Origin of the sequence: Stenotrophomonas sp. PE591, assembly GCF_018320795.1 — a bacterium.
GTDB lineage: Bacteria > Pseudomonadota > Gammaproteobacteria > Xanthomonadales > Xanthomonadaceae > Stenotrophomonas > Stenotrophomonas maltophilia.
The window spans coordinates 904910-928373 of sequence record NZ_JAAOKO010000002.1 but is presented as its reverse complement, the minus strand read 5'-3'; the positions used below and the strand labels follow the sequence as shown (position 1 = coordinate 928373).

Below are 23464 nucleotides of genomic sequence, written 5' to 3'. Positions count from 1 at the left end.
GCGCATCCACGCCATGACGTGGATCTACAGCCAGCGGCCGTCGACCACCACGCGGCGCTCCACCGGCACTCCGGCCACGGCGGCCGGGCCGTGGTCGGCACGCACGGCCACGAACGTCGCCGGCCGGCCTTCGGCAATGCCATGCTGCGGCAGGCCGATCACCTGCGCGGCGTGGGTGGTGACCATGTCCAGCGCCAGCATCAGGTCGGCGTCGGTGTAGAACCCGGAACGGTAGCCCAGCAACATCGCGCGCTGCAGCAGGTCGCCATTGCCATACGGCCACCAGCAGTCGCGGATGTTGTCATTGCCTGCGAACACGCGCACACCGGCATCATGCAGCGCGCGCAGCGGCGGGAACGGATGATCGCCCGGCGCGTTGCTCATGATCGCCACACCCGCCGTGGCCAGTGCTTCGCCCACCTGCAGCGCGCGCGCCAGCGGCACGTCGCCCAGCGCATAGGCATGGCTGACCGCAACACGCCCCTGCAGGCCGGCGGCCCGCGTCCGCGCCGCGATGCGCAGCAGCTGGGCCAGGCCGGTTTCGCCGGGCTCGTGCAGATGGATGTCCAGCTGCACGCCGTAACGCTCGGCCAGGCCGAACAGCAGCGCCAGCTGGCCTTCGGCATCACCATCGAGCGTGGTCGGGTCGATGCCGCCGAGCACCTCCACGCCCGCGGCAAGCGCCTGCTCCAGTACGGCGGCGGTGCCGGGACAGGAAATCACCCCGGCCTGCGGAAACGCCACCAGCTGGATCCGCATGATGTCGGCGCAGCGCAGCGCCGCCTCGCGCACCGCTTCGAGATGGCCGAGACCGGTGCTGCCGTCGATATCGACATGGCAGCGCATCGCCACCGTACCGAAAGCACTGCATTGGCGGATCAGCGCCTCGGCACGGTCCACCATCGGTGCCGCACCCGCCACAGCCGCCTTCTCCACGGCCAGCCGCTCACGCAGGCTGTTCACCGGCTGGTGCGGGTGCCAACGGTCGCCGACGAAGCTCTTGTCGAGGTGAATGTGGCCGTCGACCAGCCCGGGCAGCACCGCGAAGCCCTGCAGGTCGACGCATTCCGCCCCTTCGACCGGCGTGGCCTCGCCATTGAGCCCGCTGATGCGGCCATCACGGATATGGAAATGCAGTGGCGCACCGTCGCGGTCGACACCGCCATGGACGAACTGGAGGGTCATCGGGAACTCCCGGAATGCCAAGAATGGCGCCATCGTGCGCCTCGCCGCAGCCATCGGCCAACGAAATATCTGGATGGCACGCATTCATCAGAACGATGACTGCCCTGCGACAGCCGGTCGCAGCCACGCCGTGCACACCCCTGAACGGGTAACATGGGCGCCTGTTTCCGCTGTGATGCCGCATGGGCCCGTCCGACCGCCACGATCGTCTCCGCCGCTGGCAGGCCGCGTCCCTGCTTGCCGCCGCCCCGATCGCCAGCCTGTCCGCCACCGATGCAGCGGCTGCCGCGCCGCTGCAGTCACCGCCGGGCCAGCAGCGCATCGCCCCGGCAGCGCTGGTCGAGCGCCTGCACCAGCGCGTGCTGTCCGGGCAGAGCGCCACCGCCACGCTGGAACACTGGTGTGCCGAACATGGCCTGGCCGAACAGGCGCGGGTCCGCGCGGTGCGCATACACGGTCACGACAAGCCGGCCCCGGCCGACGTACTGCAGGCACTGGGTGCAGCACCCGGCGCCGAGCTGCGCTATCGCCGCGTGCAGCTGGTCTGCGGCAGCCGCGTGCTGTCCGAGGCCGACAACTGGTACCTGCCCGGCCACCTCAGCCCGGCCATGAACCAGGTGCTGGACAGCACCGACGAACCCTTCGGTCGCGTGGTCGGCCCGCTCGGTTTCCAGCGCCAGACCTTGGCTGACCAGACGTTCTGGCCGCCGCGGGGCGAAGGCGACCGCGGCGTGATCCTGGAGGTGCGTGCCCTGCTGCGCGACCGCCAGCAGCAGCCTTTCAGCTACGTCATCGAGTCGTACCTGCAACAGGCGCTTCCATAACGCGCCGTGGCGCCGGTCATCCGCCGGCGCTACGGGCCCGTGATGCCGTTGGCGGCCGGATCCACCGAGAACACGAAGCGCCCACCATGCTGGTCCCTGCCCCATGTCATCGGCGCCGTGGCCAGGCTGTAGACCGGGGTCGCCTTGTCCATGCCGATCGCCTCGGACCAGGCACTGAAATCCTCATCGGTGCGGCTGCGGATCTCGCCAACGCACAGGCTGTAGCCGCAGGCAAAAGGCACCAGCGTGCCGTCGTTGCCGATGAGCCGGGTCGCGGCCGTCCTGTAGAGCCGGGTCAGGTCCTGCACTTCCGGGTGGCCGGCCGCATCGCGCTCGAACTGGCTGATCGCCTGCGCGAAGGCCTTGTCGGAACCCAGCACCGCCTCGCTCTTCTGTGCGGACACCGCCCCCTCGTTCAGCAGCATGCGCTCGCCCTCGAGGAAGTGACCCTCCGGTTGCGCGAGCCCAGGGGCAGCCGTCGTGGTACTCGATGCCGTTGGCACGCGCGCTGATACAGCATCGGTCGCGGGGTTGGAAAGGGACGGCGCAGGCGCGGCATTGGCCACCTCCGCGGCATCCTCCACGCTGGCCGCCTGCCTGCCACTGCAACCTGCAATGGCCAGCACGGCAATCACGCTCCACCCCCTGACATCCATGCGCATCCTCCTCCGTGTATCGCCACAGCATGCCATGTGCGCGACGGCAGCACGGATGCACTGCGCAAAGAAAAGCCCGGCAATGCCGGGCCTTTCGTTCGCCCCCGGGATCAGCGGAACCGGTAGTCCAGCTGCACCCAGTACTGACGGCCATACGGGTCGTAGTTGCCGACCGGGTAGAACGGCCAGCCGCCACCGTTCTTGTCCGCCGGCGGGCGGCTGTCACGCAGGTTGTTGACGATCACGCCCACCGACAGGTTCTCGCCGAACTGGCGGAACACGCTGGCGTTGTAGGTCATGTACGGCGCGATGCGGCCACTGCCATCGGTCTTCGGCAGCGAGCCGAAGCGGTTGCCGTACAGCGTGGTGGTCCAGTCACCCTGGTTCCAGGTGATGCTGCCGTTGGCCTTGCTGCGCCACTGGTAGTCATCCAGCGAATTGCGGATGTCACGCTCCGGATCATCGGAGAACTGCCGGTATTTGTGCTCCAGCACCACGGTGTAGGCCAGGCGCGTGGTGAAGCGGCCATAGCGACCGGCATCGAAACGCCAGTTGCCCTTCAGGTCCAGGCCGCGAACCGATTCAGAGGCGGCGTTGATCGGATTGATCAGCACACGGGTCACCTGGTCCGGCTGCACGGTTGCATTGGACGGGTTGCGGATCACACGCGACAGCGCGTCCTGGCACAGCGGTGAGCCGATGTCACGCGCCTCGCCGCCCAGCGTCTTGCCCAACCGGCAATCGGCCTCGTCGCGCAGGATGCGGCTGGTATCGAGGCTGGTCACCTCGTTGTCGATGCGGATGTCGTAGTAATCGGCACTGAAATCCAGGCCAGCCAGCGGCGACCAGACCACGCCGAAGCCATACGACTTGGCCGACTCCGGCTGCAGCTGCGGGTTGGCACGGTTGCTGTAATCGATCGACAGGCCGTTGTAGTCGCAGTTGTCATATGACTGGCCTGCGGTGCGGCAGCGCCAGTAGTCGGTCATGCCCGGGTTGTAACCACGCGTCTCGGTTGCGAACACGTAGTTCATGTCCGGCGCCCGGAAGCTGGTGGCAGCGGTACCACGGATCAGCAGGCTCTCGATCGGGCGGAACTCGACGCCGAAGCTCCAGGTCGCCTTGCCGATGTGCTCACCACCGGCTCGGTACTGGTCATAGCGCCCAGCCAGGGTGGTGGTCAGCGACTGCAGCAACGGCAGCTGCAGCTCCACGCCGGCAGCATAGCGGTCGCGCTCGCCACCGGCACCAATACCGGCGCTGGTGTTCCAGAATTCACCGGTGCCCAGTCGCGGGTCCGGTCGATTGCGATAGCCCTGGCTGCCAGCCTCGACCACCGCGGCCAGCGCAGCGTCGCCACCGGGCAGTGCGAACAGCCGGCCGTTGACGCTGGCGCTGAAGGTCTGCAGCCACGCCGCGTTGCGGCTCTCCTGGTAGCCGGACAGGCTCTGGTACTCGTTCGGGTTCAGCGGCTGGAACAGGCGCGCCGGATCCGGCGCATAGACCTCTACGCCATTGCGCACGCCCAGCTTCGGGCCAAGCAGGTATTCGTTGATACCGGCCAGCAGCACCGGGCGGCGGGTGCGGTTCTCGTAGCGCGAACGGCTGTAGACCGCCTCATAGTCCCAGCCACTGTCGCCGATCTGGCCGCGCGCGCCGACGTTGAATGACCACGAATTTTCCAGGAAACGATTGGCATTGCGCGGCAGGCCACCGATCTCCTCGGGCGCAAAGCGGCGGTACCAGCTTTCCAGGTTGCCGGTGGTCTGGTTGTAGAAGTAGTTGCGGGCCGAGGTCCAGGTGGGCGCACGGGTGTTGTTGGTGATGCGTGCGCTGCCCACGGCCAGATCGGCGAACAGGTCGGTGGTCTCGTTGACGTGGAAGGTCAGCAGGCCGTAGCCGTTGAGGTTGCGCTTCTCGGTCTGCACCGTCCAGTAGCTGGCGGCGGCCTCGTTGCTGCCGCAATACCAGCCCTGGCGCGGGTTGAAGGCACGGAACACGCTGCCGCCATAGATGTCCGACGCCGCGTCGCAGCCATTGGCGCCCGGATCGATGTTGCGACCGGTCGCGGCGTTGCGGCGATACGCGATCGCGGTCGCCTGCGGCGCCTTGCCGGCCGGGTCATCATCGAGCGAGTCCATGAAATCGCGCTGGCGCGCATGGATCGCCTTGCGCACATCGAACTCGAAGCCGAACAGCGCATCCCAGCGCTCGCCGGAACTGCCACCAACCACCTGCACGCGCTGGTTGTCGCCACCGCCCTGCTGGGTGCCGCCGGCCCGCACGTTCACGTCCACACCCTCAAAGCGGTCCTTGAGGATGATGTTGACCACACCGGCGATGGCATCGGAGCCGTACACCGCCGACGCACCCGCAGCCAGCACCTCGATGCGCTCGATCAGCGCGCTGGGAATGTTGGCCAGGTTGACCACGTTCACCGAGCCCTCGTAGGCCAGCGGGTAGTCGGCCTGGCGGCGGCCGTTGACCAGCACCAGCGTGCGGTTCGGGCCCAGCCCGCGCAGGTTGATGGTGTTGGCGGCCGGGGTGAAGGTGTTGCCGAAGTCCTCACCCTGCACGTTGCCGGTGTTTTCAGTCAGGGCGCTCAGCGCGTCGAACGCGTTGCGGTAGCCCTGCGCGTCGATCTGCTCGCGGCTGATCACGGTCACTGGCGACGGCCCTTCGACACTGGCGCGGGGAATGCGCGAGCCGGTGACCTTCACTTCCTGCAATGAGGTGGGTGCGCTTTCCTGCGCGAAGGCCGGCGACGAGACCAGCATCAGGGACGACAGCGCGAGCACCAGCGGACGCGGGCGCAGCGCCTTGTGGGAGGCAGACATGGGCTTCCTGGGGGAGTTGGACGGGTGGTATGGGACCGGAGGCCTGCGCGGCGCATAACGATCCCGTAACGAAAGTGTCCTGAATGGATGGTTTCAACGGAAATGACCAGCCCTGATGGACTTATGCCTGAACCGAATCAGGCTCCGCCCGGTGATCGTCGCGTTTTTGCAATCTTTTGAATGGTCTGGCGAACCGGGCATTGCCATCGTTCCGGGGATGATGACCCCGTACCCCACATCCCCCCTCCCCCCGCTGCGCCCGGTGTTGCGCCGTCACCTGCTGCAGCTGCAGGCCGCACCGGTCACCCTGCGCCCGTTCCAGCGTACCGACCTGCCGCGCTGGCGCCTGTTCGATGACCGCCGCCGACGCGGCCGCCGCCATCCGGCCGGTATCGACGAAGAAGCCCGCTTCCTTGCCCACATGCATCGCTCGCGGCTGGAGCAGGACAACGACCAGCTGCTGCTGGGTGTGTTCGATGACGAGCACGGCACTGTCCTGGACCAGCTGCATGTCCGCCTGCAGTCCCTGCATGCGCGCTGCGCCGAGCTGCTGTCGCTGCAGCATTGGCACCCGCACGTGGATGCAGCGCTGCGCGCGCTGTGCCCGTTCCTGTTCGAGGATGTGGGCGTGCACCGCCTGTTCGTGATGCTGCCACCGGACTGCAGTGACCCGTTCGCCACTGCGCTGCACGCCTTCGGCTTCGAGCACGAAGGCCTGTTGCGCGACCATCATCTGGATCTGGATGGCTGGCAGGACCGCCAGCTGCTGGCGCTGACTGCACCGGTCTGGCGCAGCCGCCAGCAGCCACCGGGTTAGCGGACCCGCTCCAACGCGTCGCCTGCGCCGGTCAGCACCGAGCAGGCGTGGTCCTGCAGTTCTTCGGCGCTGGCCTCGTTGCCGGTGCCGGCGTCCACCCGGGTCGCCAGCAGGATGAAGCCCGGGCCGCCCTGCACGGCGTCCCGGCCGGCCACGACCAGGCTCCACTGACCAACGTCGTCCACGCCTGCGAGATCGTAAGCCAGCAGATTGAGCGGATTGGCGGTCAGTTCCGCGCCCGCCAGCAGGCGTGCCTGGTATTGATGGCCGCGCAGCAGCACCGGCAGCGGTGCCCAGCGGCTGCCGAGGGCGGCAGCATGCGTGTCCAGCGCCTGCAGCACGTCGGCACGCAGGCAATCCACGTGGATATGCAGCTGGTGCTGCGAGCGGCCGTGCGGCGAGTTCAACGCCAGGCTGGCGACGTTGCGCGGCAGCGGTTGCCGCAAGGCCTGTTCGGTGTGGCTGCGCGCCTGCCAGGCGGCAGCGAAGTAGTTCGGTGCGCCACGCTGGTACAGGCTGCGGCTCTCGATACCGCTGACCTTGTCCAGCGGCATCAGCAGGAACTGGTAGTCGCCGTGCGCATCCTTGACCAGCACATCTCGGCGGTCTGCGGCTGTCTCCACGTGCAGGCAGTCGCCGCGTGGACCTTCGGCGCCCCGGCAGTCACGTTCGATCAATCGCCACAATGCGTCGGAATGGGCCGGCGGCGGCGGCGCACTGGCACAGGCGGACAACAGCAGCAGGGACGACAGCAGGAAGGGGCGCAGGGACACGGCAACGACTCACGGAGCAGGCACGGCAGACAGCGCCGCGCTGCATTCTAGCCAGTGCGAAGCTGCAATCAGTAGGTGCCGAACGGCACTTCAACCACGATCGGGGCGGCACCCTCGCCGGCCTGCAGGCTGTAGCGGTCCAGCGCCCCATCATCATCGGCGTGCGGCTGGCGCTGGAAATGCAGCGGGTAGCGGGTGTCCCCCAGGCGCACGGCGCTGCCGTCAGCCTCCAGCGCGGCACCTTCCGGAATCAGCAGCCCGCCCAGGTCACTGTAGGCGCCAGGCACATCGGCGAAGCTGTAGTCGGCCAGCTCGTCCACCCGCTGCATCGCATAGACGTGCGGCACATAGGGACGTGCGGAGCTGCGGCCATTGCTCAGGTCGGTCACCCAGGCCTGCGGCAGGTGGTACTGCTCGCGCAGCGCGGCCACGCCCAGCGAGGGGCTGGCCACCTGCAGGCAGCACACCGTGCGCTTGCCCTCACGGTCAAGAATGGCGAAACGGTCACCGCGGGTGGCCGCCTGCGGCAGCATGGCGAAAGCCAGGTTACGCTGGGCCGGCGCGTAGCCGGATTCGGTCTGCAGGTTGCGCCAGGCACCGAATACCGGGGTTTCGACCGGCGCGGGTTCCGGATCGGCAGCGGAGGCGGCAAACGCCATGCCCAGCAACGACAACACCAGCGCCGTCATCGTCTTGTCCTTGCTGCGGAAACTGCCTGCCGTCATACCGTATCCAACACCTGCGCCGGAAAGGCCCGGCCTGCCCGCTGGCGTATTGCCAGCCATTGCTCCCACTATGCAATGACCACGCTGTGCCGGCAATGACCGGGGTGCTGACGCCTTTCGCACGCTCGGTGCTATCGTTCCCGCCATCTTCCCCTGCGCAGGAGCGCTCGCATGTCTGCATTCCGTCTGTCCCTGTTGCTGCCGGCCTCTGCCCTGCTGCTGTCGGCCTGCGTCAGCACCCCTGGCCCGGAGGTCAAAGGCAGCGGCCGCTGCGACGCCAGCCAGCTGGGCTGGGCGATCGGCCAGCCGGCCAACGAGCCCAACATCCGCCGCCTGTCCCGCGAGAGTGGTGCCGGCCTGGTCAACCCGATCGGCCCCAGCACCATCACCACCAAGGACATCCGCCAGGACCGCCTGCGCGTGTTCGTGGACAAGGACAACATCATCACGTCCACGCGCTGCGAATAAGCGCCGCCACCGCTTTTGTAGGGTCGAGCCATGCTCGACTGGCTTTTCGCGCCGCCCATCCGAAGACCCGTCGAGCATCGCTCGACGCTACATTTCAGGGTTCGGTATAGCCGGCACAGTCCGGCAGTGCCTGGTCCGGGTGGAACATCCCCGCCCCGAAGCGGAACAGCCGCGTGTAGGTACACGCCGGGTCCTGTTCGATGCGCAGATCCTGCTTCTTCAGCGGCCCCCTGGCCAGCGAATCCTCGAAGCGTGAAACGCCGGCCGGGAACCGGGTCGCCACGGTCTGGTAGCGCAGCACCGGCATGCCCGCGGCAGCCGTATCCAGCGCCAGCTTCGCCGAGAACCCGTATTCGTCGTGGCAGGCACCTGCGCGCTGCTTGATGTCCTGCTCGCTGAAACAGGCACGGATCATCGCATTACCCAGCCATGGCACGGTCAGCACGTCGTCGTCCACCTGGATGTCGTCCTGCAGGTGACGTACGCGTGCCAGCTGCAGCGTGGACGCGTCGGCACCTCCACCGGAGTACATGGCGCTGAACTTGACGATGCCGCCCACCAGCACATTCTGGCGGGCGCGCTGCTGCGGGTCGGTCACTGGTTCATCGCTGCCCACGCCCGGCGCCAGGCGCACGATCCATGGCCACAGCGACAGCTCGCTTTCCTGTGGCACGTCGATGCTGACGTGGTAGGTGTGCGGCTTGCCCTGGCCCGGTGCGTTCTCAAGCACTTCCAGCACGGTCGGCCGGTCACCCTCCTCGGCGACCGGCTGCACGCGTACGCACCAGTTGCCGTCCCGCGTGCAGTCATAAAGCCCCGACGGTCCAGTCTCACTCGCGATCAGTACCTGTCCCAGCGGCTCCATCACGTTGCCGGCGGCATCGCGCTGCTGCGGCAGGATCGTGCTCTGGGCCAGCGCCAGCAGCGGGGTCGCCAGCAATGCAGTGCACAGGGTGGCGCGGACGGCGGCGGTGGGCATGGATGGCTCCTGCGGATGGGCTTCCGATGGTAACCGTTGCCCGGGCGGCGTCGAGCCATGCTCGTCTGCTGTCTGTCGGCAGGAGCAGCCGAGCATAGGGTCGGCTCTACATCATCCGCAATCGCAGCCACCCCAGCCCTTGGCTTTCGACGTCTGGCCAATGCCCGGATTGAACGTATTGCTCGGGTCCAGCTGCCTGTAGAACCCGGCCAGCGCCGGCTTGGCCGGGTACAGGTGACCGACATTGTGCTCGGCCGGGTACTCGGCACCACGCTGGTCCAGCAATGCCCACATCGCGTGCTCGATCGCCATCGGGTCTTCACCCTTGCGGGCGATGTAGTCCTGGTGGAACACGTGGCACAGGAAGTGCCCGTAATACAGCTTGTGCAGCAGACGGCCGTCGATATCGGCCGGCAACTGCTCGAACCAGTCGGCATCATCTCGGCGCAGGGCAATGTCCAGCGCCACGATGTCCTGCACCTGCCCGCGATGCACTTCGCGGTAGCGCACCGCGGCACCGGCCACGGCGAAGCGATGCAGGAACGCCTTGCGCCCCTCCTCGGCCGTGCAGTGGAAAAAGCCGCCTTCGTGCCCGGCGAAGAAGCCGCGCAACCAGGCCTCGGTTTCCGCAGCGTCCTGGGCAGAGACCTTCAGCAACAGGTGATGCTCGTAGCGCTGGCGGAACTCGCCCATGCGCTTGGGCAGGTGCGAGGGCAGCAGGCCGGTCAGAACCTGCATCACCCGGTCAGTCACCCCACGCAGGCCCAGCCGTTCGAACCAGCCGTCGACGCGGCTCTTCAATGCGAACGCGGCAGGTACACGTGCGGTGCCGAGGCGATCGATCAGCAGGAAGCTGTCCTTGCCGTAGCGCTCGCCGATGTCATAGGCATCGCGGTGGATGTACTCACCGGCAATCGGCACGCGCTCGAAGCCGGTCAGCAGCTGGCGACGGATCGCCGTGAGGCTGCCGGTGCGGTTGCTGCCGATGTAGAAGACTTCGGCGGCCTCCTTTTCGAAGGTATCCAGGCGCACCGCGAACACCGCCAGCTTGCCGGCCGAACCGGCAGCCTCGTAGTGGCGGCTGGGATCAGCATTGAAGCGCGCCGGGGTATCGGCGTCGACCTTGCGCACTTCGTCGGCGTAGCGCGGATCGGAGGCTGCGCGGCCGTCGCCGTCCCCCACATCCGACGCACTGTAGTCGCCGGCCTGCAGGCGCTGCAGGATCTGCTCGGGCGTATCGCCCAGCGCGATGCCGAGATGGTTGACCAGCTGTAGTTGGCCCTGCGCATCGACCCGCGCGTACAGCGCCAGCTCGGTGTAGGCCGGGCCACGGCGCACCAGCGCGCCGCCGGAGTTGTTGCAGATGCCGCCCAGCACCGAGGCGCCGATGCAGGACGAGCCGATCACCGAATGGGGTTCACGGCCCAGCGGTGCCAGCGTCTGCTCCAGGCGGTCGAGCGTGGCACCGGGCAGGCACAGCACTTGGCGGCCTTCGTTCAACAGCTGGATGCCGGTCAGGCGCAGCGTGCTGACCAGCACGATCGGCCGGCCGTAGTCATCGCCGTCCGGGGTCGAGCCACCGGTCAGCCCGGTATTGGCCGCCTGCAGGATGATCGCCGCCCCACCCTGCACCGCTGCCTGCAGCACGCGCCACAGTTCCAGCAAGGTACCCGGGCGCACCACCGCCAGTACCGGGCCATCACCGAAGCGGTAGCCGCGACGGAAGCGGCGCGTGGCCTTGTCGCCGGTCAGTACATGGCGGCTGCCGACCGCGTCGCGCAACTGTGCCAGCACGGCATCGTGGCCACTCATGGCAGGCTGACCAGCGAATCGCGGCCGATGTCAGCGATGCGGCGCGCACCGGTCAGTGTCATCGCCACGCGCATCTCCTTGGCGATAAGGTCCAGCAGGTTGGCCACGCCGGCCTCGCCCTGCGCGGCCAGCGCATAAACGAAGGCACGCCCCAGCAGCACGGTATCGGCACCGAGCGCCAGCATGCGCACCACGTCCAGGCCGGTACGGATGCCCGAATCGGCGAGAATCTTCAGATCGCCCTGTACCGCGTCGGCAATCGCCGGCAGTGCGCGCGCGGTGGACAGCACGCCGTCCAGCTGGCGGCCACCGTGGTTGGAGACCACGATGCCATCGGCACCGAACCTGACCGCATCACGCGCGTCATCCGGGTCAAGGATGCCCTTGATCACCATCGGGCCCTTCCAGAATTCGCGGATCCACTCCAGGTCCTTCCAGGAAATGGAGGGATCGAAGTTGCTGCCCAGCCAGCCGATGTAATCCTCCAGCCCGGTCGGGTTGCCACGGTAGGTGGAGATGTTGCCCAGATCATGCGGACGGCCGAACAGTCCCACGTCCCACGCCCAGTGCGGATGGGTGATGGCCTGGCCGATACGGCGCAGCGAGGCATTCGGGCCGCTCATGCCGGAGTGTGCATCGCGGTAGCGCGCGCCCGGCACCGGCATGTCAACGGTGAACACCAGCGTGGTCACGCCAGCGGCCTGCGCCCGCTCCAGTGCGTTGCGCATGAAGCCACGATCGCGCAGCACGTACAGCTGGAACCACATCGGCCGCTGGATGGCCGGTGCCACTTCCTCGATCGGGCACACCGATACGGTCGACAGCGTGAACGGGATGCCGCGGCTGTCGGCCGCGCGCGCCGCCTGCACTTCACCGCGCCGGGCATACATGCCGGTCAGGCCGACCGGCGCCAGCGCCACCGGCATCGCCAGCGTTTCGCCGAACAGCTCGGTTTCCAGGCTCAGGTCGGACATGTTGCGCAGGATGCGCTGGCGCAGCGCGATGTCGGACAGGTCGGAAACGTTGCGCTTCAGCGTGTGCTCGGCATACGCGCCGCCATCGATGTAGTGGAACAGGAACGGCGGCAGCCGCCGTTCGGCAGCAGCACGGTAATCGGTGGAGGCGGAGATGATCATGGGGTCAACCGTGTGGGGAAGGTAGACGCGAGGCCCGCGCACGCCGGGCTTCGTTGTCATCGAGGGTGCGCAGCGTGGTGTGCACGAACTCGAGGTGGGCATGCGCGGCGGCGCGCGCGCGTTCGGGGTCGCCGGCCAGCACCGCGTCCATCATCTCGCGGTGCTGGTCGGACAGCGGCGAGAAGGTCCTCGCCGAGGTGTAGAGCTTTTCGCGGCTCTGCGAGATGTTGGTCTGCAGCAGTTCGAACAGGCCGCGCATCACCTGCAGCAGCACCAGGTTGTGCGAGGCCTCGGCAATGGACAGGTGGAAGGCCGCGTCAGCCTCCGCTTCACCGGTGGGGTCGTCCTTGCCGTGCGCGTCCATCATGGTCTGGAAGGCCTGCGCGATGCGCGTGCGGTCCTCGTCGGTGGCACGCAGCGCCGCATGCCAGGCGGTGGCGCCTTCCAGCGCATGGCGGATCTCCAGTACGTCGAAGCGGTATTCCGGGTCGCCCTGGAACAGCGGCAGGTACGGCGCCAGCGGTTCATCCAGCGCCTGCCGCGCGCGTGCCGCAGGCTCGGCCACGTAGGTGCCGCCACCGACCCGTGCGGTCAACAGACCCTGGCTGGCAAGCTGCGCGATGGCCTCGCGCAGCGCGGTGCGCGAGACCCCCAGCTGCACCGCCAGGGTGCGCTCGGCCGGCAGCCGGTCGCCCGGCCGCAGCTGTTGTTCCTGCACCAGGCCGCGCAGCTGCGCGGCCACCTTGTCCGAGATACGTTGCGTGCTCATGGCGCCATTGTGGCCCGAAGCACCCAGCGCGTGGTCGGCCGGCCGTGCATGGCTCAGGGGATCATCCAGGTCAGCCAGTAGGCCTGGGCGAGGGTGATCAGGCCGACCATGGTGGTGAAGACCAGGCTGTGCTTGACCGTGAAACGGAACAGGTCCGATTCCTTGCCGGCCAGGCCAACCGCCGCGCAGGCAATGGCGATCGACTGCGGCGAGATCATCTTGCCGGTGACGCCGCCGGTGGTGTTGGCCGCCACCAGCAGCACGTCGGACACGCCGATCTGCTGTGCGGTGGTCGCCTGCAGCGCCGAGAACAGCGCATTGGACGAGGTGTCCGAGCCGGTCAGGAACACGCCCAGCCAGCCCAGGAACGGCGAGAAGAACGGGAACGCGTCTCCGGTGTGCGCCAATGCCAGCGCCAGCGTTGCCGACAGGCCCGAATAGTTGGCGATGAAGGCGAAGGCCAGCACCATGCCGATCGAGTAGATCGGCATGCGCAGCTCACGCACGGTTTCGCCGAAGGTCTGCAGCGCCGACCGGGCCGGCATGCGCAGCGCGATGATCGCGATCACCGCCGCGAGGATGATCGAGGTGCCGGTGGCCGAGAACCAGTCGAACTTGTAGACCGCCTCATAGCTGAGCGGCGCGTCCACGATCGGTGGCATCTTCTGCACCCTCTGGTCGAGGCCCGGCACCGGGAGCTTCAGCACCCAGCCTTCCAGCGGGCCGCCTGCCGCGAACAGCGACTTGAACGGCTTGATGCTCCACAGCGTGACCATCGCGGTGAGGATCAGGAACGGCGACCACGCCTTGGCGATCTGGCCGACGCTGTAGCGCGGCGCCTCCAGTGCCTGTGCGGCCGCCTCGGCGCTGGTTTCGGTATCGAAGCGGAAGATCCGTACCGGCTTCCAGCGGCGCAGGAACAGGGTCAGGCAGACCAGCGACGCCAGTGAGGCGGTGATATCCGGCAGCTCCGGGCCGATGAAGTTCGAGGTCAGGTACTGCGCAATGGCGAACGAGCCGCCGGCCACCAGCACCGCCGGCCAGGTTTCCTTGATGCCACGCCAGCCATCCATGATCGCCATGATCCAGAACAGCACGATGACGGTCAGGAACGGCAGCTGGCGGCCGGCCATCTGGCCGATCTCGAAGGCATCCAGGCCGGTGACCTGCCCGGCCACGATGATCGGAATGCCCATTGCACCGAACGCCACCGGCGCGGTGTTGACGATCAGGCACAGGCCGGCGGCGTACAGCGGCTTGAAGCCCAGCCCGACCAGTAGTGCCGCGGTGATCGCCACTGGCGCACCGAAACCGGCCGCGCCTTCCAGGAAGGCACCGAAGGCGAAGCCGACCATCAGCATCTGCAGGCGCTGGTCTTCGGTCACCGACAGGATCGAAGCGCGGATGATGTCGAACTGACCGGTCTTGACCGAGACCTTGTAGAGGAACACCGCGCCGATGATGATCCAGGCAATAGGCCACAGGCCGTAGACGAAGCCGAAGCCGGCCGCACCCAGCGCCTGGCTCAACGGCATGCGGTAGAACAGCAGCGCCACGCCAAGTGCGATGGCCACGGTGATCGTGCCGGCCAGCCAGCCCTTCATGCGCAGCACGGCCAGGGCAACGAAGAAGAACGCGATCGGCAGCAGCGCGATCAGGCTCGACAACCACAGGTTGCCGGCGGGGTCGTACAGGTGTTGCCAGGGCTGCATGAAGACTCTCGACTGGATGCGGAAGGTGCCCCACCGCAGGCGGTGGGTCGCCGTGGCTGTCGATTATTGGTCGTACCAATAATGGTTTCGATCAGACCACTTGCAGCGGATTTAACCGCCACTCCGGCGAGGAACCTATTAGACCATAGGGCTAGATGCCATATTGGTCCGACCATTTAGTCCGCATGGTAGTGCCGGCCGCTGGCCGGCAATTCGAGATTCCCTACGAGATCCGTTTCTCCAACCGCCGCATCACCGCCAGCACCAGCACGCACAGCACGCTCACGCCGATTGCAATCACGTACTTGCTGATCCCCACCGCAATCCCGATGGCCGCCGCCATGATCAACGAGCTGGCCGTGGTCAGGCCGCTGACCTGGTCCTCGCGTGACCCACGCAGGATGGTGCCAGCGGCAACGAAGCCGACACAGGCCACCACCGCTTCGATCAGGCGTACCGGATCAACCTGCAGCAGGTCGCGGTAGCGCTCCTGCTGGAAATGCTCGGCCACCGAGTCGCCAAGGCCGACGATCAACGCGGCGGCCCCTGCGATCAGCATGTGCGTACGCAGGCCAGCGGCGTGCTTGCCCATCTCGCGCTCGACGCCGAGCACGCCGCCGAACAGCATCGCTGCGGCAACGCGCAGCAGGATCGAGACATCCTGGGTGAGTTCCATGGCAAAGGCTCCGGGGGTTTTTCCCGGAGCGTTGCTCGGCGGTCGTGGGACGGCGGTGAAGGCGATGGCACGCCTTCTTCACCGCACGCTTTCATCCACGCATGGCGTGGATCTACTGACCGCATTCGCTCACTGCGCCAGGTAGCCACCGTCGATGGCGTAGTACGCGCCGGTCGCGAACGAGGCATCGTCGCTGGCCAGCCAGGCCACCAGCGCCGCCACCTCCTCGGCCGTACCCAGCCGCTTCAAGGCGTGACGGCCTTCCAGCGTGGCGCGCACCTTCGGGTCCATCTTCTCCAGCAGCGGTGTGCTGATGAAGCCCGGGCCGACCGCGTTGACACGAATGCCGTCGGCGGCATGTTCCCACGCGGCTGTCTGGGTCAGCCCGACCACGCCGTGCTTGGCCGCCGCATAAGCGGTGGAACCGGCATACCCCACCTGGCCCAGGATCGAGGCCATGTTGATGATGCTGCCGCCGGTTCCAGCGGCTCGCATTGCCCGGATCTGCGCACGCTGGCACAGGAACACGCTGGTGAGGTTGACGTCGATGACCCGCTGCCAGCCATCGATCGGATAGTCACCGCTGCTGGCGGCCGGCCCGCCGATACCGGCGTTGTTGACCGCCACATGCAGACCGTCGAGTTCCTTGATCGTGCGCTGCACCGCCGCCTCCACCGCTGCATCGTCGGTGACGTCCAGCGCGATGCCGATGGCCTGTGCGCCGGTGCTGCGCAACTGCGCCACGGTGGCATCCACCGCATCCTGCTTCAGGTCCCAGACCGAGATCCGCGCGCCGGACGCCGCCAGGGTCTGCGCCACGGCCAGACCAATGCCGGACACGCCGCCGGTCACGATCGCGGTCTTGCCGGTGAGTTGGTAGTCAATCATCTGCGTTCTCCATCAGTGGGGGTATCGAAGTGGCCTGCAGCAGCCAACTGGCCCACCCTACGCGCGTGCCTGTGATGGCCTGGCTGACACCGCGTCTACGGGCGATCGTTCCAGCCATGAAACCTCAACTCAAGTTGATGTATGGAATTGCGTACGGATATGCATGCAAAACGCCGGCGTATGCTCGGCGGCATTTTCACTTTGGCCGTAATCGTCAATCGTTTTGACCCTATTGGAATCAAAAGCGCGCGAATCAAGGCGACAATGGGAAACGTTTCCAGTTTCTTCGACACACTCCATTCAACCTGGCGTTTTCCCAGCCATCCAGAGTGCCCACGCCACTGCTTCCCAGCATGCCTGCGCGGGTAACGACCGGATCTGCATCTGCGTTGCAGAGCGCGTGGGCGAGGTAATGCCAGCGTCCACCTCCAAAGTACGTGCCGAGCGATGTCCCGATACTTCACTTTTGCCGATTACCGCCGCTTCGGCCACCGTCATGGCTTCGATTACCGCGCTGACCCCGAACACCTGCGCGACGACCAGTGGGCCGGCCATGGCGAGGTCAACGAGCAGTTCCTGCGCGGCGGCATGAGCCTGATCGCCTCCGACGTCCATAATCGCTTTCCTTATGTAGCGACCGCCCAGCAGAGTCCCGGCCTGGCCATCCGCGTGATGCTGCAGGGCCAGGTCGATGTGCGCATTCCGCGACGCGGTGGTTTCACCCTGCGCGCCGGCACGGCGATGACCGCGCACCACCGCGAGCAGGTCGAGATGACCGGTGCGCATCCCGGCGAAACGCGCATGCGCGGCGTCAGCGTCATGGTGCCCGGCCAGATCGATCCGGATCTGTTCCATCTGCCGCAGCTGGAGACCGCGCTCAACAGCCACCTGGAATGCCGCCACTGGGCCATTCCGCATACCCTGCTGCCGGTACTCGGCCAGTTGTTCGACAGCCCATGGGAAGATGGCATCGACGCCTTGTGGCGCGAGGGCGTTGCTCTGCAGCTGCTGGCCGTTGGCCTGAAGGCCGAGGATCTGCAGACCGACCCTGTACGAACGCTGCGGGCCGGCCAGCGCGAGCGCCTGGAGCGCGTGCGTGCCTACCTGCATGACGACCCCAGTCACGCCCACAGCCTGGTCGAGCTGGCCCAGCTGGCCTGCATGAGCCCCAGCTCGCTGCGCCGTCATTTCGCCCAGCAGTACGGCTGCTCGGTGTTCGACTACCTGCACGAGCAGCGCATGCGCCACGCCGAACAGGGCCTGCGCGAGGACGGCTGGACGGTCGAGCAGGCCGCCGCCGCCAGCGGCTACCGCCACCCCAGCAACTTCGCCGCGGCATTCCGCAAGCGTTTCGGCCTGGTCCCCAGCCGCTGGCGCACGGGCCCTTCGAAGGTGGGGTGAGGATCCCCGCTCCGGTAGGTGTCGACCTTGGTCGACACGCTCCCGCACCATCGCGGATGCCGGCCAGCGGCCGGCACTACCGCCGCCGCAATCGACATGCCATGGCCAAGCACTGGTAGGTGTCGACCTTGGTCGACACGCGCTGGAAGCGATCATATTCCCGGCACATCTTTGCGCATGTCGCATATGCCCATTGCCGCGAAAGATGGGCCGCGGCATCGTAGTAGGGCTGACTACAGGGACTTCTCGTGGACAACCGAGATCAACCAAGCACGCCTTACTTCATCCGATGCATCCAAAGTCCATGGCTACCCGAGACAGGCGCGCATGCGGACGATCTACGCAGCTTACAGGCACATTGGAGCGAGGCAGCAATTTCAGAGGATTTCATACAGCTCCTGCGTTGGTCAAACGGTGGGCGCTGCGTGTTCCCTCATGCTTATGTCGACCTATGGTCCGTCGCCAGCATCATTCAGCTCAACCGCAGCTACCAGATCCGGCGTTATCTTGGCGACTCCCTGATGGGCATTGGAACGGACGGTGGATCGACGCTCATCGCGCTGGTTCTCTGCCCGCTCAGTCGCGGACAGATCGTCTCATTCGATCTGGGCGATCTCGACATCAGCCGGGGAAAGCCCATCGCCGAATCTATCGCCGAACTCTTTCGGAAGTTCGACAGCGGGCTGCTGACGAGCGACAACATTTATCCTTGAGCTTAGAAATGCCGGCCAGCGGCCGGCACTACCACACCCGCCTGAATCGACCTGCCATGGCCCAGCCTTGGTAGGTGTCGACCTTGGTCGACACGCTCCTGCGCCATCGCGGATGCCGGCCAGCGGCCGGCACTACCACGTGCTGCCGGGCCATGCCCGGCGTCATCCTCTCCGCCTCAATACACCGGCAGATCGATGTAGCTCGCCTGCGCGGCGCTGTGCCAGACCCGCTGCGTGGCCTTCTGGTAATCGCCTGGCTTGGCCAGGTAGATGTTCGGCACGTAGGTCTGCGGGTTGCGGTCGTACAGCGGGAACAGGCTGGACTGCACCTGCACCATCACCCGGTGGCCCTTCTGGAACGTGTGGTTGGCGTTGGGCAGGTCGAAACGGTACGGCAGCACCTGGTTCGCCGCCAGCGGCTTCGGGTCGCTGAAGCTCTCGCGGTAGCGGCCGCGGAAGATCGCCAGCGACACCGGCAACTCGTAGCCCCCCATCTCCGGCGTCGACGCTTCCTGGTCCGGATACACGTCGATCAGCTTCACCACCCAGTCGCTGTCGGTGCCACTGGTCGAGGCCTGCAGGTGCACCACCGGCGCGCCGCCGATGCGCAACGGCGCGGTCAGCGGTTCAGTGATGAAGGTCAGCACGTCCGGGCGGCCATCGACAAAGCGCTGGTCCTTGACCAGCCAGGTGGTCCACATGTCGCGGTCACCGAAGCGGACCGGGCGCGGCACGAACGGCACCGGCTTGGCCGGGTCGGACACGTACTCCTCGAAGTCGCCCTCGCCCGCCGCCGGCGCCTGGAATGCCAGCTTGCCGCCGGCCCGCAGGTACAACGGCTTGCTGCTGGCTGCACAGCCCTTGTCGCAGCTGCGCGGCCAACCCTTCAGGCGATCCCAGTGGTTTTCGCCGGTGTTGTAGATCAGCACCGGCGGCGTGTCCGCCTTCGGCGCACCGTCCACCAGGTACTGGTCGAAGAACGGCTTGAGTACATCACGGCGGAACTGCAGCGCGGTATCGCCGTCGAACTTCAGCGCGCCCAGCTCACTGCCGCTGTAGTTCACCTGGCTGTGCCGCCACGGCCCCATCACCAGGTAATTGCGGTTGTTGCCGCTGTCGCGCCCTTCCATTGCCTGGTAGGCGTGGTTGGCGCCCCACATGTCCTCCTGGTCCCACAGGCCCTGCAGCCACATGGTCGGCACCTTCAGCGGTGTCTTCGCCATCACCGCATCCAGTGCCTGGCCCTGCCAGAAGCCGTCATAGGCCGGGTGCTCGACCAGCTTCTTCCACCAGGTCAGCTGGTCCACGCCGGTGAAGCGCGCGTAGTCGCCAGCCGAACCGATCCGCAGGAAAGTGCTGTAGTCGTCATAGCCGAGGCTGGGCAGCGGCGTACCCTTGCCGCGCTTCTCGGTCTGCATCGCGAAATAGTTGAAGTTGACCTGGCGGAACGCACCGTAGTTGAGCCAGTCGTCGCCCATCCAGCCATCGACCATCGGGCTCTGCGGTGCGGCCACCTTCAGCGCCGGATGCGGGTCGGTCAGCGCCATCACCACGGTGAAGCCCTCGTACGACGAGCCGAGCATGCCGACCTTGCCATTGCTCTCCGGCACGTTCTTCACCAGCCAGTCGATGGTGTCCCAGGCGTCGGTGGAGTGGTCGACTTTGGTGTTGTTCAACGGCCCGCGCAACGGCCGGGTCATCACGTAATCGCCTTCGGAGCCGTACTTGCCACGGATGTCCTGGAACACGCGGATGTAACCGCCGTCGACGAACACCTCGTCGCCCTGCGGCAGCAGGTCGCGCATGCGCGGCGAATCACTGCGGCTGGCGCGGCCAGCGGCATCGTAGGGGGTGCGGGTCAGCAGGATCGGGGCATTGCGGGCGCCCTTGGGCACCACGATCACCGTATACAGCTTGGTGCCATCACGCATCGGCACCATCACCACGCGCTTGTCGTAGTCACGACCGACATCGGGGGCAACGAAGGGCTTGCCGCTGATGTCCGGGGTCATCGGCGGGGTATCGGCGGCCAGCACGGTGCTGGACAGGCAAAGGGCAATGGCTACAGCGACGGCACGCACACGCATGGACAACCCCTCCCGGCAGGAAAGCCTCAAGCCTACTCCTGCCTTGAGCCGTGAGGTGTGGGCGGGCTTTGCATTCTGCGGCGGATGCAGGCAGGACTGATGGCACATGTGCCCGCAGTGCCGCCGCGCTCGCCAACGACCGGTAGTGCCGGCCGCTGGCCGGCAACTTCATGATCCCGGGGTGCGTTACGCGGTTGCCGGCCAGCGGCCGGCAACCGGTCAGGCCATCGGCACTTCGTGCAACGCAAGCCAACACCAACGCCCCTGCTCCTGGCGCAGCACCGCCAGCGACTCTCGCCATGTGGGCTGGCCGCCATCGAGCGAATGCCCTTCGCGATAGCGCAGCACCGCCAGCGGTGAAGGCGCTTCCACCCCGTGCACGGCGTCGATGGAAATCCGCAGCCCGGGGCGCGCGCCATGGCCTCCCTCGAACAGCGCCTGCACGGCATTCCGGTCCAGTCTGCGACCCGCGATGCCGACCATGCTGAAGTCCGCGCAGAAATGCGCCATCAGATCGTCCAGCGCATCGGCGCCGACATCGGCACGGAACCAGGCCTGCAGCTTGTCGTGCAGGTGGTGGACTTCATGTTCTGCGGTGATATCCATCAGGCATTCTCGGGTTGCGAAAGGGAAACAGAGTGCGAGTGGCGCAACAGCGCCATCGGCAACAGCGTCATTGCGGCGGCCAGACCCAGAGCCACGCTGGTGGCGCGTGCTGGCAGCCACTGCATGGCCAGCGCCAGCAACAGCGCAATGGCGGCAGTACCAAGGCAGAAACTGAGCTGACGGTTGAGGTTCCAAAGGGCACTGGCATCGCCCAGCGCTTCACCCTCCACGCCGTGGAAAGCCAGCGTCTGCGCGGTACTGCTGCACAGGCTGCCACCGGCGCCCATCAGCGCGAACAACAGCGCGGCCAAGGCGAAGGCCGGCTGCGGCAACAGCGCCATCAACAGCAGGCCGCTGGCCTGCAGCAGCATGCCGGCACGCAGTACCGTGGCCGGGCCGAAGCGCGCCAGCAGGCGCTTGCTGGCCGTGATCGCAATGGCCGAGGCCAGCGCCCAGGGCAGCATCAACGCGCCGATGCGTGCCGCGCTGTAACCGGCCTGGTGCAGCTGCAGGGTACTGACCAGCTGGCTGCCGATGAACACACCGGGCACTGCCAGATAGACCAGCATCGCCAGGCGCAGGCCCCGATGGGACAGCAGCGACCAGCGCAGCAGGGGCTGCGTCTGCTGCCGTGCATGCCGCAGGTGGGCCGCCGCCAACAGCATTGCGATCAACAGCAGTACGGCCCCGGCGGCCCGATAGCCGGGTTCACCCAGCCAGGTCAACGCCAGCAGCAGCGCGCCCAGCGCCAGCATCGCGGTGGACAGCGCATAGGCCTGCAGGCGCGGCGCACTGCGCGCGCCATCGGCCGGCATCCAGGCCAACACCAGGCTGATCGCCACCACCGCCAACGGCAGGCTGGCCCAGAGCACGCCGCGCCAGGACAACCACTGCACCAGCAGCCCACCGAGCGCGGGCGCCAGTGCCGGCACCAGCAGCGCCACCAGCAGGATGCGGCGGGTCAGCGCGCCACGCTGGTCGGACGTGCATTGTCGGTACGCTGCCGCCTGTGCCACCGGAATCAGCAGGCCACCGGCCAGCCCCTGCAGCAGGCGCCAGCCCAGCAGCCAGCCGATACCCGGTGCGGCGCCGGCCAGCACAGCGGCAACCGCGAACAACAGCAACGCCACCAGCAGCAGGCGACGCTCACCACAGCGCGCGGCCAACCAAGGCGCCAGCGGAATCACCACGCTCAGGCCCAGCATGTAGGCGGTGCCCACCCAGGCCAGGGTACCGACATCAGCGTGCAGTTCCGCTGCCAGTGCCGGATAGGCCACCGTGGCGATGAACATGTTGACCAGATCCAGGGCGAACACCAGCAGGAAGATCGCCTCATGGCGCAGGCGGGGGGACGGCATCGGCGGCGCTCCAGCAGGGAAGCGGCCAGCATGCCGTGCGGGCCTTGTTGGAAAAACACGCCAGCAGCTGCAACACTGTCAAATCCACTTTGACAATGAATTGCCATGGTCAGCCTCGATCGCTTCGATATCTTCCGCGCCGTGGTCGAGGCCGGCAGCCTGACCGCAGCAGCTGATCGGCTCGGCCTGAGCCGCGCGGTGGTCAGCTTCAACCTGAAGCGGCTGGAACAGGAGCTGGGCGTGACCCTGCTGCTGCGCAGTACCCGCCACCTGGCGCTGACCGAGGCCGGTGAACAGTTCCTGCAGCACTGCGTGCAGGCACTCGATGCCGCACAGGCGGCGATCGATGCAGCGCGTCGCGACCAGCATCAGCTGCAGGGCGTACTGCGCCTGACCACCACGCCGGAGTACGCCCAGCTACGCTTGATTCCAGCACTGGAAGCCTTCCGTGCGCGGCATCCGGCGCTGCAGCTGCACCTGTCGACCTCACCGGCACCGGCCGACCTGATTCCCGAACGCTTCGATCTGGCGATCCGCCTCGGCCGCCTGCCAGATTCAGGGCTGCATGCCAGCGAACTGGAACGGCATCCGCTGTGCGCGGTGGCGGCTCCGTCCCTACTGGCACGCCTGCCCTCTGCCGATGCTGCCGACGACCCCGTGCAGCTGGGCACCCTGCCCCGCCTCGGCTACCCGCGCCTGGCCGACGTGCCCGTGGTCGCGCCCGACGGCAGCGACGCCTTGTTTGCCACCAACCCGGGCAATGCGGTGGTGCGCGTAGATGGTGCCAGCAGCCTGCGTGCCTTCGCCGTGGCCGGCGCCGGGGTCACCGTGCTGCCACGCTGGCTGATCGAGGACGACCTGGCCCAGGACCGGCTGCGCCCGGTGCTGTGCCAGCACCGCTTCCCGCAGCAGAGCGTGTACGCGGTCTACCCGCACAGCACGCAGCCCTCACCGAAGGTACGGCAGCTGATCGATTTCCTGCGCGGGTGGTTTGGCAAATGAAAAATGGGGACGGAGGGGATTAAGTCGTTTGTGCATAAAC

At 67.0% G+C, this 23464-nt stretch carries 21 protein-coding genes; 6 read left to right on the top strand and 15 right to left on the bottom strand.

Annotated elements, in window-relative coordinates; translation table 11 throughout:
• Positions 1-24 precede the first annotated feature (24 nt).
• Positions 25-1185 carry an amidohydrolase family protein gene (locus JLDANKMP_RS09695; protein ID WP_212560982.1) on the bottom strand — a complete coding sequence of 387 codons (1161 nt, stop codon included), beginning with the start codon at positions 1183-1185 and terminating at the stop codon, positions 25-27.
• A 182-nt stretch (positions 1186-1367) separates the two neighbouring features.
• On the opposite strand from JLDANKMP_RS09695, the gene JLDANKMP_RS09690 reads away from it, so the two are divergent.
• Positions 1368-2009: a hypothetical protein gene (locus tag JLDANKMP_RS09690; protein WP_099530104.1), complete on the top strand. Its 642-nt coding sequence runs from the start codon at positions 1368-1370 to the stop codon at positions 2007-2009.
• Between the two features lie 29 nt (positions 2010-2038).
• Here the strand turns inward: JLDANKMP_RS09690 and JLDANKMP_RS09685 are convergent, their stop codons facing one another.
• Positions 2039-2665 carry a hypothetical protein gene (locus tag JLDANKMP_RS09685; RefSeq protein WP_212560981.1) on the bottom strand — a complete coding sequence of 209 codons (627 nt, stop codon included), beginning with the start codon at positions 2663-2665 and terminating at the stop codon, positions 2039-2041.
• A 110-nt stretch (positions 2666-2775) separates the two neighbouring features.
• Positions 2776-5502, bottom strand: coding sequence for a TonB-dependent receptor (locus JLDANKMP_RS09680; RefSeq protein ID WP_212560980.1), 2727 nt, complete (start codon positions 5500-5502; stop codon positions 2776-2778).
• Positions 5503-5719: 217 nt separating this feature from the next.
• Between JLDANKMP_RS09680 and JLDANKMP_RS09675 the strand changes: the two genes are divergently transcribed.
• The gene (locus JLDANKMP_RS09675) at positions 5720-6319 is read left to right on the top strand and encodes a GNAT family protein (RefSeq protein ID WP_212560979.1); all 600 of its coding nucleotides are present in this window, start codon (positions 5720-5722) and stop codon (positions 6317-6319) included.
• On the opposite strand, the gene JLDANKMP_RS09670 is transcribed toward JLDANKMP_RS09675, so the two are convergent.
• The gene (locus tag JLDANKMP_RS09670; RefSeq protein ID WP_005413766.1) at positions 6316-7092 is read right to left on the bottom strand and encodes a CDP-diacylglycerol diphosphatase; all 777 of its coding nucleotides are present in this window, start codon (positions 7090-7092) and stop codon (positions 6316-6318) included. The two genes, JLDANKMP_RS09675 and JLDANKMP_RS09670, sit on opposite strands and share 4 nt — an antisense overlap.
• 68 nt (positions 7093-7160) lie before the next feature.
• Positions 7161-7817: a decarboxylase gene (locus JLDANKMP_RS09665; protein ID WP_212560978.1), complete on the bottom strand. Its 657-nt coding sequence runs from the start codon at positions 7815-7817 to the stop codon at positions 7161-7163.
• 171 nt (positions 7818-7988) lie between these two features.
• On the opposite strand from JLDANKMP_RS09665, the gene JLDANKMP_RS09660 reads away from it, so the two are divergent.
• Positions 7989-8285 carry a hypothetical protein gene (locus JLDANKMP_RS09660; protein WP_005413768.1) on the top strand — a complete coding sequence of 99 codons (297 nt, stop codon included), beginning with the start codon at positions 7989-7991 and terminating at the stop codon, positions 8283-8285.
• A gap of 94 nt (positions 8286-8379) precedes the next feature.
• On the opposite strand, the gene JLDANKMP_RS09655 is transcribed toward JLDANKMP_RS09660, so the two are convergent.
• From JLDANKMP_RS09655 to JLDANKMP_RS09625, 7 genes are all read right to left on the bottom strand, one after another.
• Positions 8380-9264: a hypothetical protein gene (locus JLDANKMP_RS09655; RefSeq protein WP_212560977.1), complete on the bottom strand. Its 885-nt coding sequence runs from the start codon at positions 9262-9264 to the stop codon at positions 8380-8382.
• Between the two features lie 111 nt (positions 9265-9375).
• Positions 9376-11076 (bottom strand): D-lactate dehydrogenase, encoded by a 1701-nt coding sequence (gene dld / locus JLDANKMP_RS09650; RefSeq protein ID WP_212560976.1) that lies wholly within the window; start codon positions 11074-11076, stop codon positions 9376-9378.
• A complete protein-coding gene (gene lldD, locus JLDANKMP_RS09645; protein ID WP_005410033.1) occupies positions 11073-12212 on the bottom strand; it encodes an FMN-dependent L-lactate dehydrogenase LldD in 1140 nt (379 codons plus the stop codon). The genes dld and lldD overlap by 4 nt, the downstream gene beginning before the upstream one ends.
• A 4-nt stretch (positions 12213-12216) precedes the next feature.
• A complete protein-coding gene (gene lldR / locus JLDANKMP_RS09640; RefSeq protein WP_024957564.1) occupies positions 12217-12981 on the bottom strand; it encodes a transcriptional regulator LldR in 765 nt (254 codons plus the stop codon).
• A gap of 53 nt (positions 12982-13034) precedes the next feature.
• Positions 13035-14693: an L-lactate permease gene (lldP, locus tag JLDANKMP_RS09635; protein WP_033833904.1), complete on the bottom strand. Its 1659-nt coding sequence runs from the start codon at positions 14691-14693 to the stop codon at positions 13035-13037.
• A gap of 223 nt (positions 14694-14916) precedes the next feature.
• The gene (locus tag JLDANKMP_RS09630; RefSeq protein WP_005413774.1) at positions 14917-15369 is read right to left on the bottom strand and encodes an MgtC/SapB family protein; all 453 of its coding nucleotides are present in this window, start codon (positions 15367-15369) and stop codon (positions 14917-14919) included.
• Positions 15370-15498: 129 nt separating this feature from the next.
• Positions 15499-16257 (bottom strand): SDR family NAD(P)-dependent oxidoreductase, encoded by a 759-nt coding sequence (locus JLDANKMP_RS09625; RefSeq protein WP_212560975.1) that lies wholly within the window; start codon positions 16255-16257, stop codon positions 15499-15501.
• Positions 16258-16704: 447 nt separating this feature from the next.
• On the opposite strand from JLDANKMP_RS09625, the gene JLDANKMP_RS09620 reads away from it, so the two are divergent.
• Positions 16705-17658 carry an AraC family transcriptional regulator gene (locus tag JLDANKMP_RS09620; RefSeq protein ID WP_005413776.1) on the top strand — a complete coding sequence of 318 codons (954 nt, stop codon included), beginning with the start codon at positions 16705-16707 and terminating at the stop codon, positions 17656-17658.
• A 248-nt stretch (positions 17659-17906) separates the two neighbouring features.
• Complete coding sequence (locus tag JLDANKMP_RS09615) at positions 17907-18371, top strand: SMI1/KNR4 family protein (protein ID WP_108242564.1); 465 nt, start codon at positions 17907-17909, stop codon at positions 18369-18371.
• Between the two features lie 176 nt (positions 18372-18547).
• Here the strand turns inward: JLDANKMP_RS09615 and JLDANKMP_RS09610 are convergent, their stop codons facing one another.
• The 3 genes from JLDANKMP_RS09610 to JLDANKMP_RS09600 all read right to left on the bottom strand — a co-directional run bounded on the left by JLDANKMP_RS09610 (position 18548) and on the right by JLDANKMP_RS09600 (position 22422).
• Positions 18548-20458, bottom strand: a complete 1911-nt coding sequence (locus JLDANKMP_RS09610; protein WP_043035207.1) for a CocE/NonD family hydrolase — start codon at positions 20456-20458, stop codon at positions 18548-18550.
• Positions 20459-20677: 219 nt separating this feature from the next.
• Entirely contained in the window at positions 20678-21064 is a 387-nt protein-coding gene (locus JLDANKMP_RS09605) for a DUF4440 domain-containing protein (protein ID WP_212560974.1), read from the bottom strand.
• Complete coding sequence (locus JLDANKMP_RS09600; RefSeq protein ID WP_212560973.1) at positions 21064-22422, bottom strand: MFS transporter; 1359 nt, start codon at positions 22420-22422, stop codon at positions 21064-21066. Before JLDANKMP_RS09600 ends, JLDANKMP_RS09605 begins: the two co-directional genes overlap by 1 nt.
• A gap of 105 nt (positions 22423-22527) precedes the next feature.
• On the opposite strand from JLDANKMP_RS09600, the gene JLDANKMP_RS09595 reads away from it, so the two are divergent.
• Positions 22528-23424 (top strand): LysR family transcriptional regulator, encoded by an 897-nt coding sequence (locus JLDANKMP_RS09595; RefSeq protein WP_212560972.1) that lies wholly within the window; start codon positions 22528-22530, stop codon positions 23422-23424.
• Positions 23425-23464 lie beyond the last annotated feature (40 nt).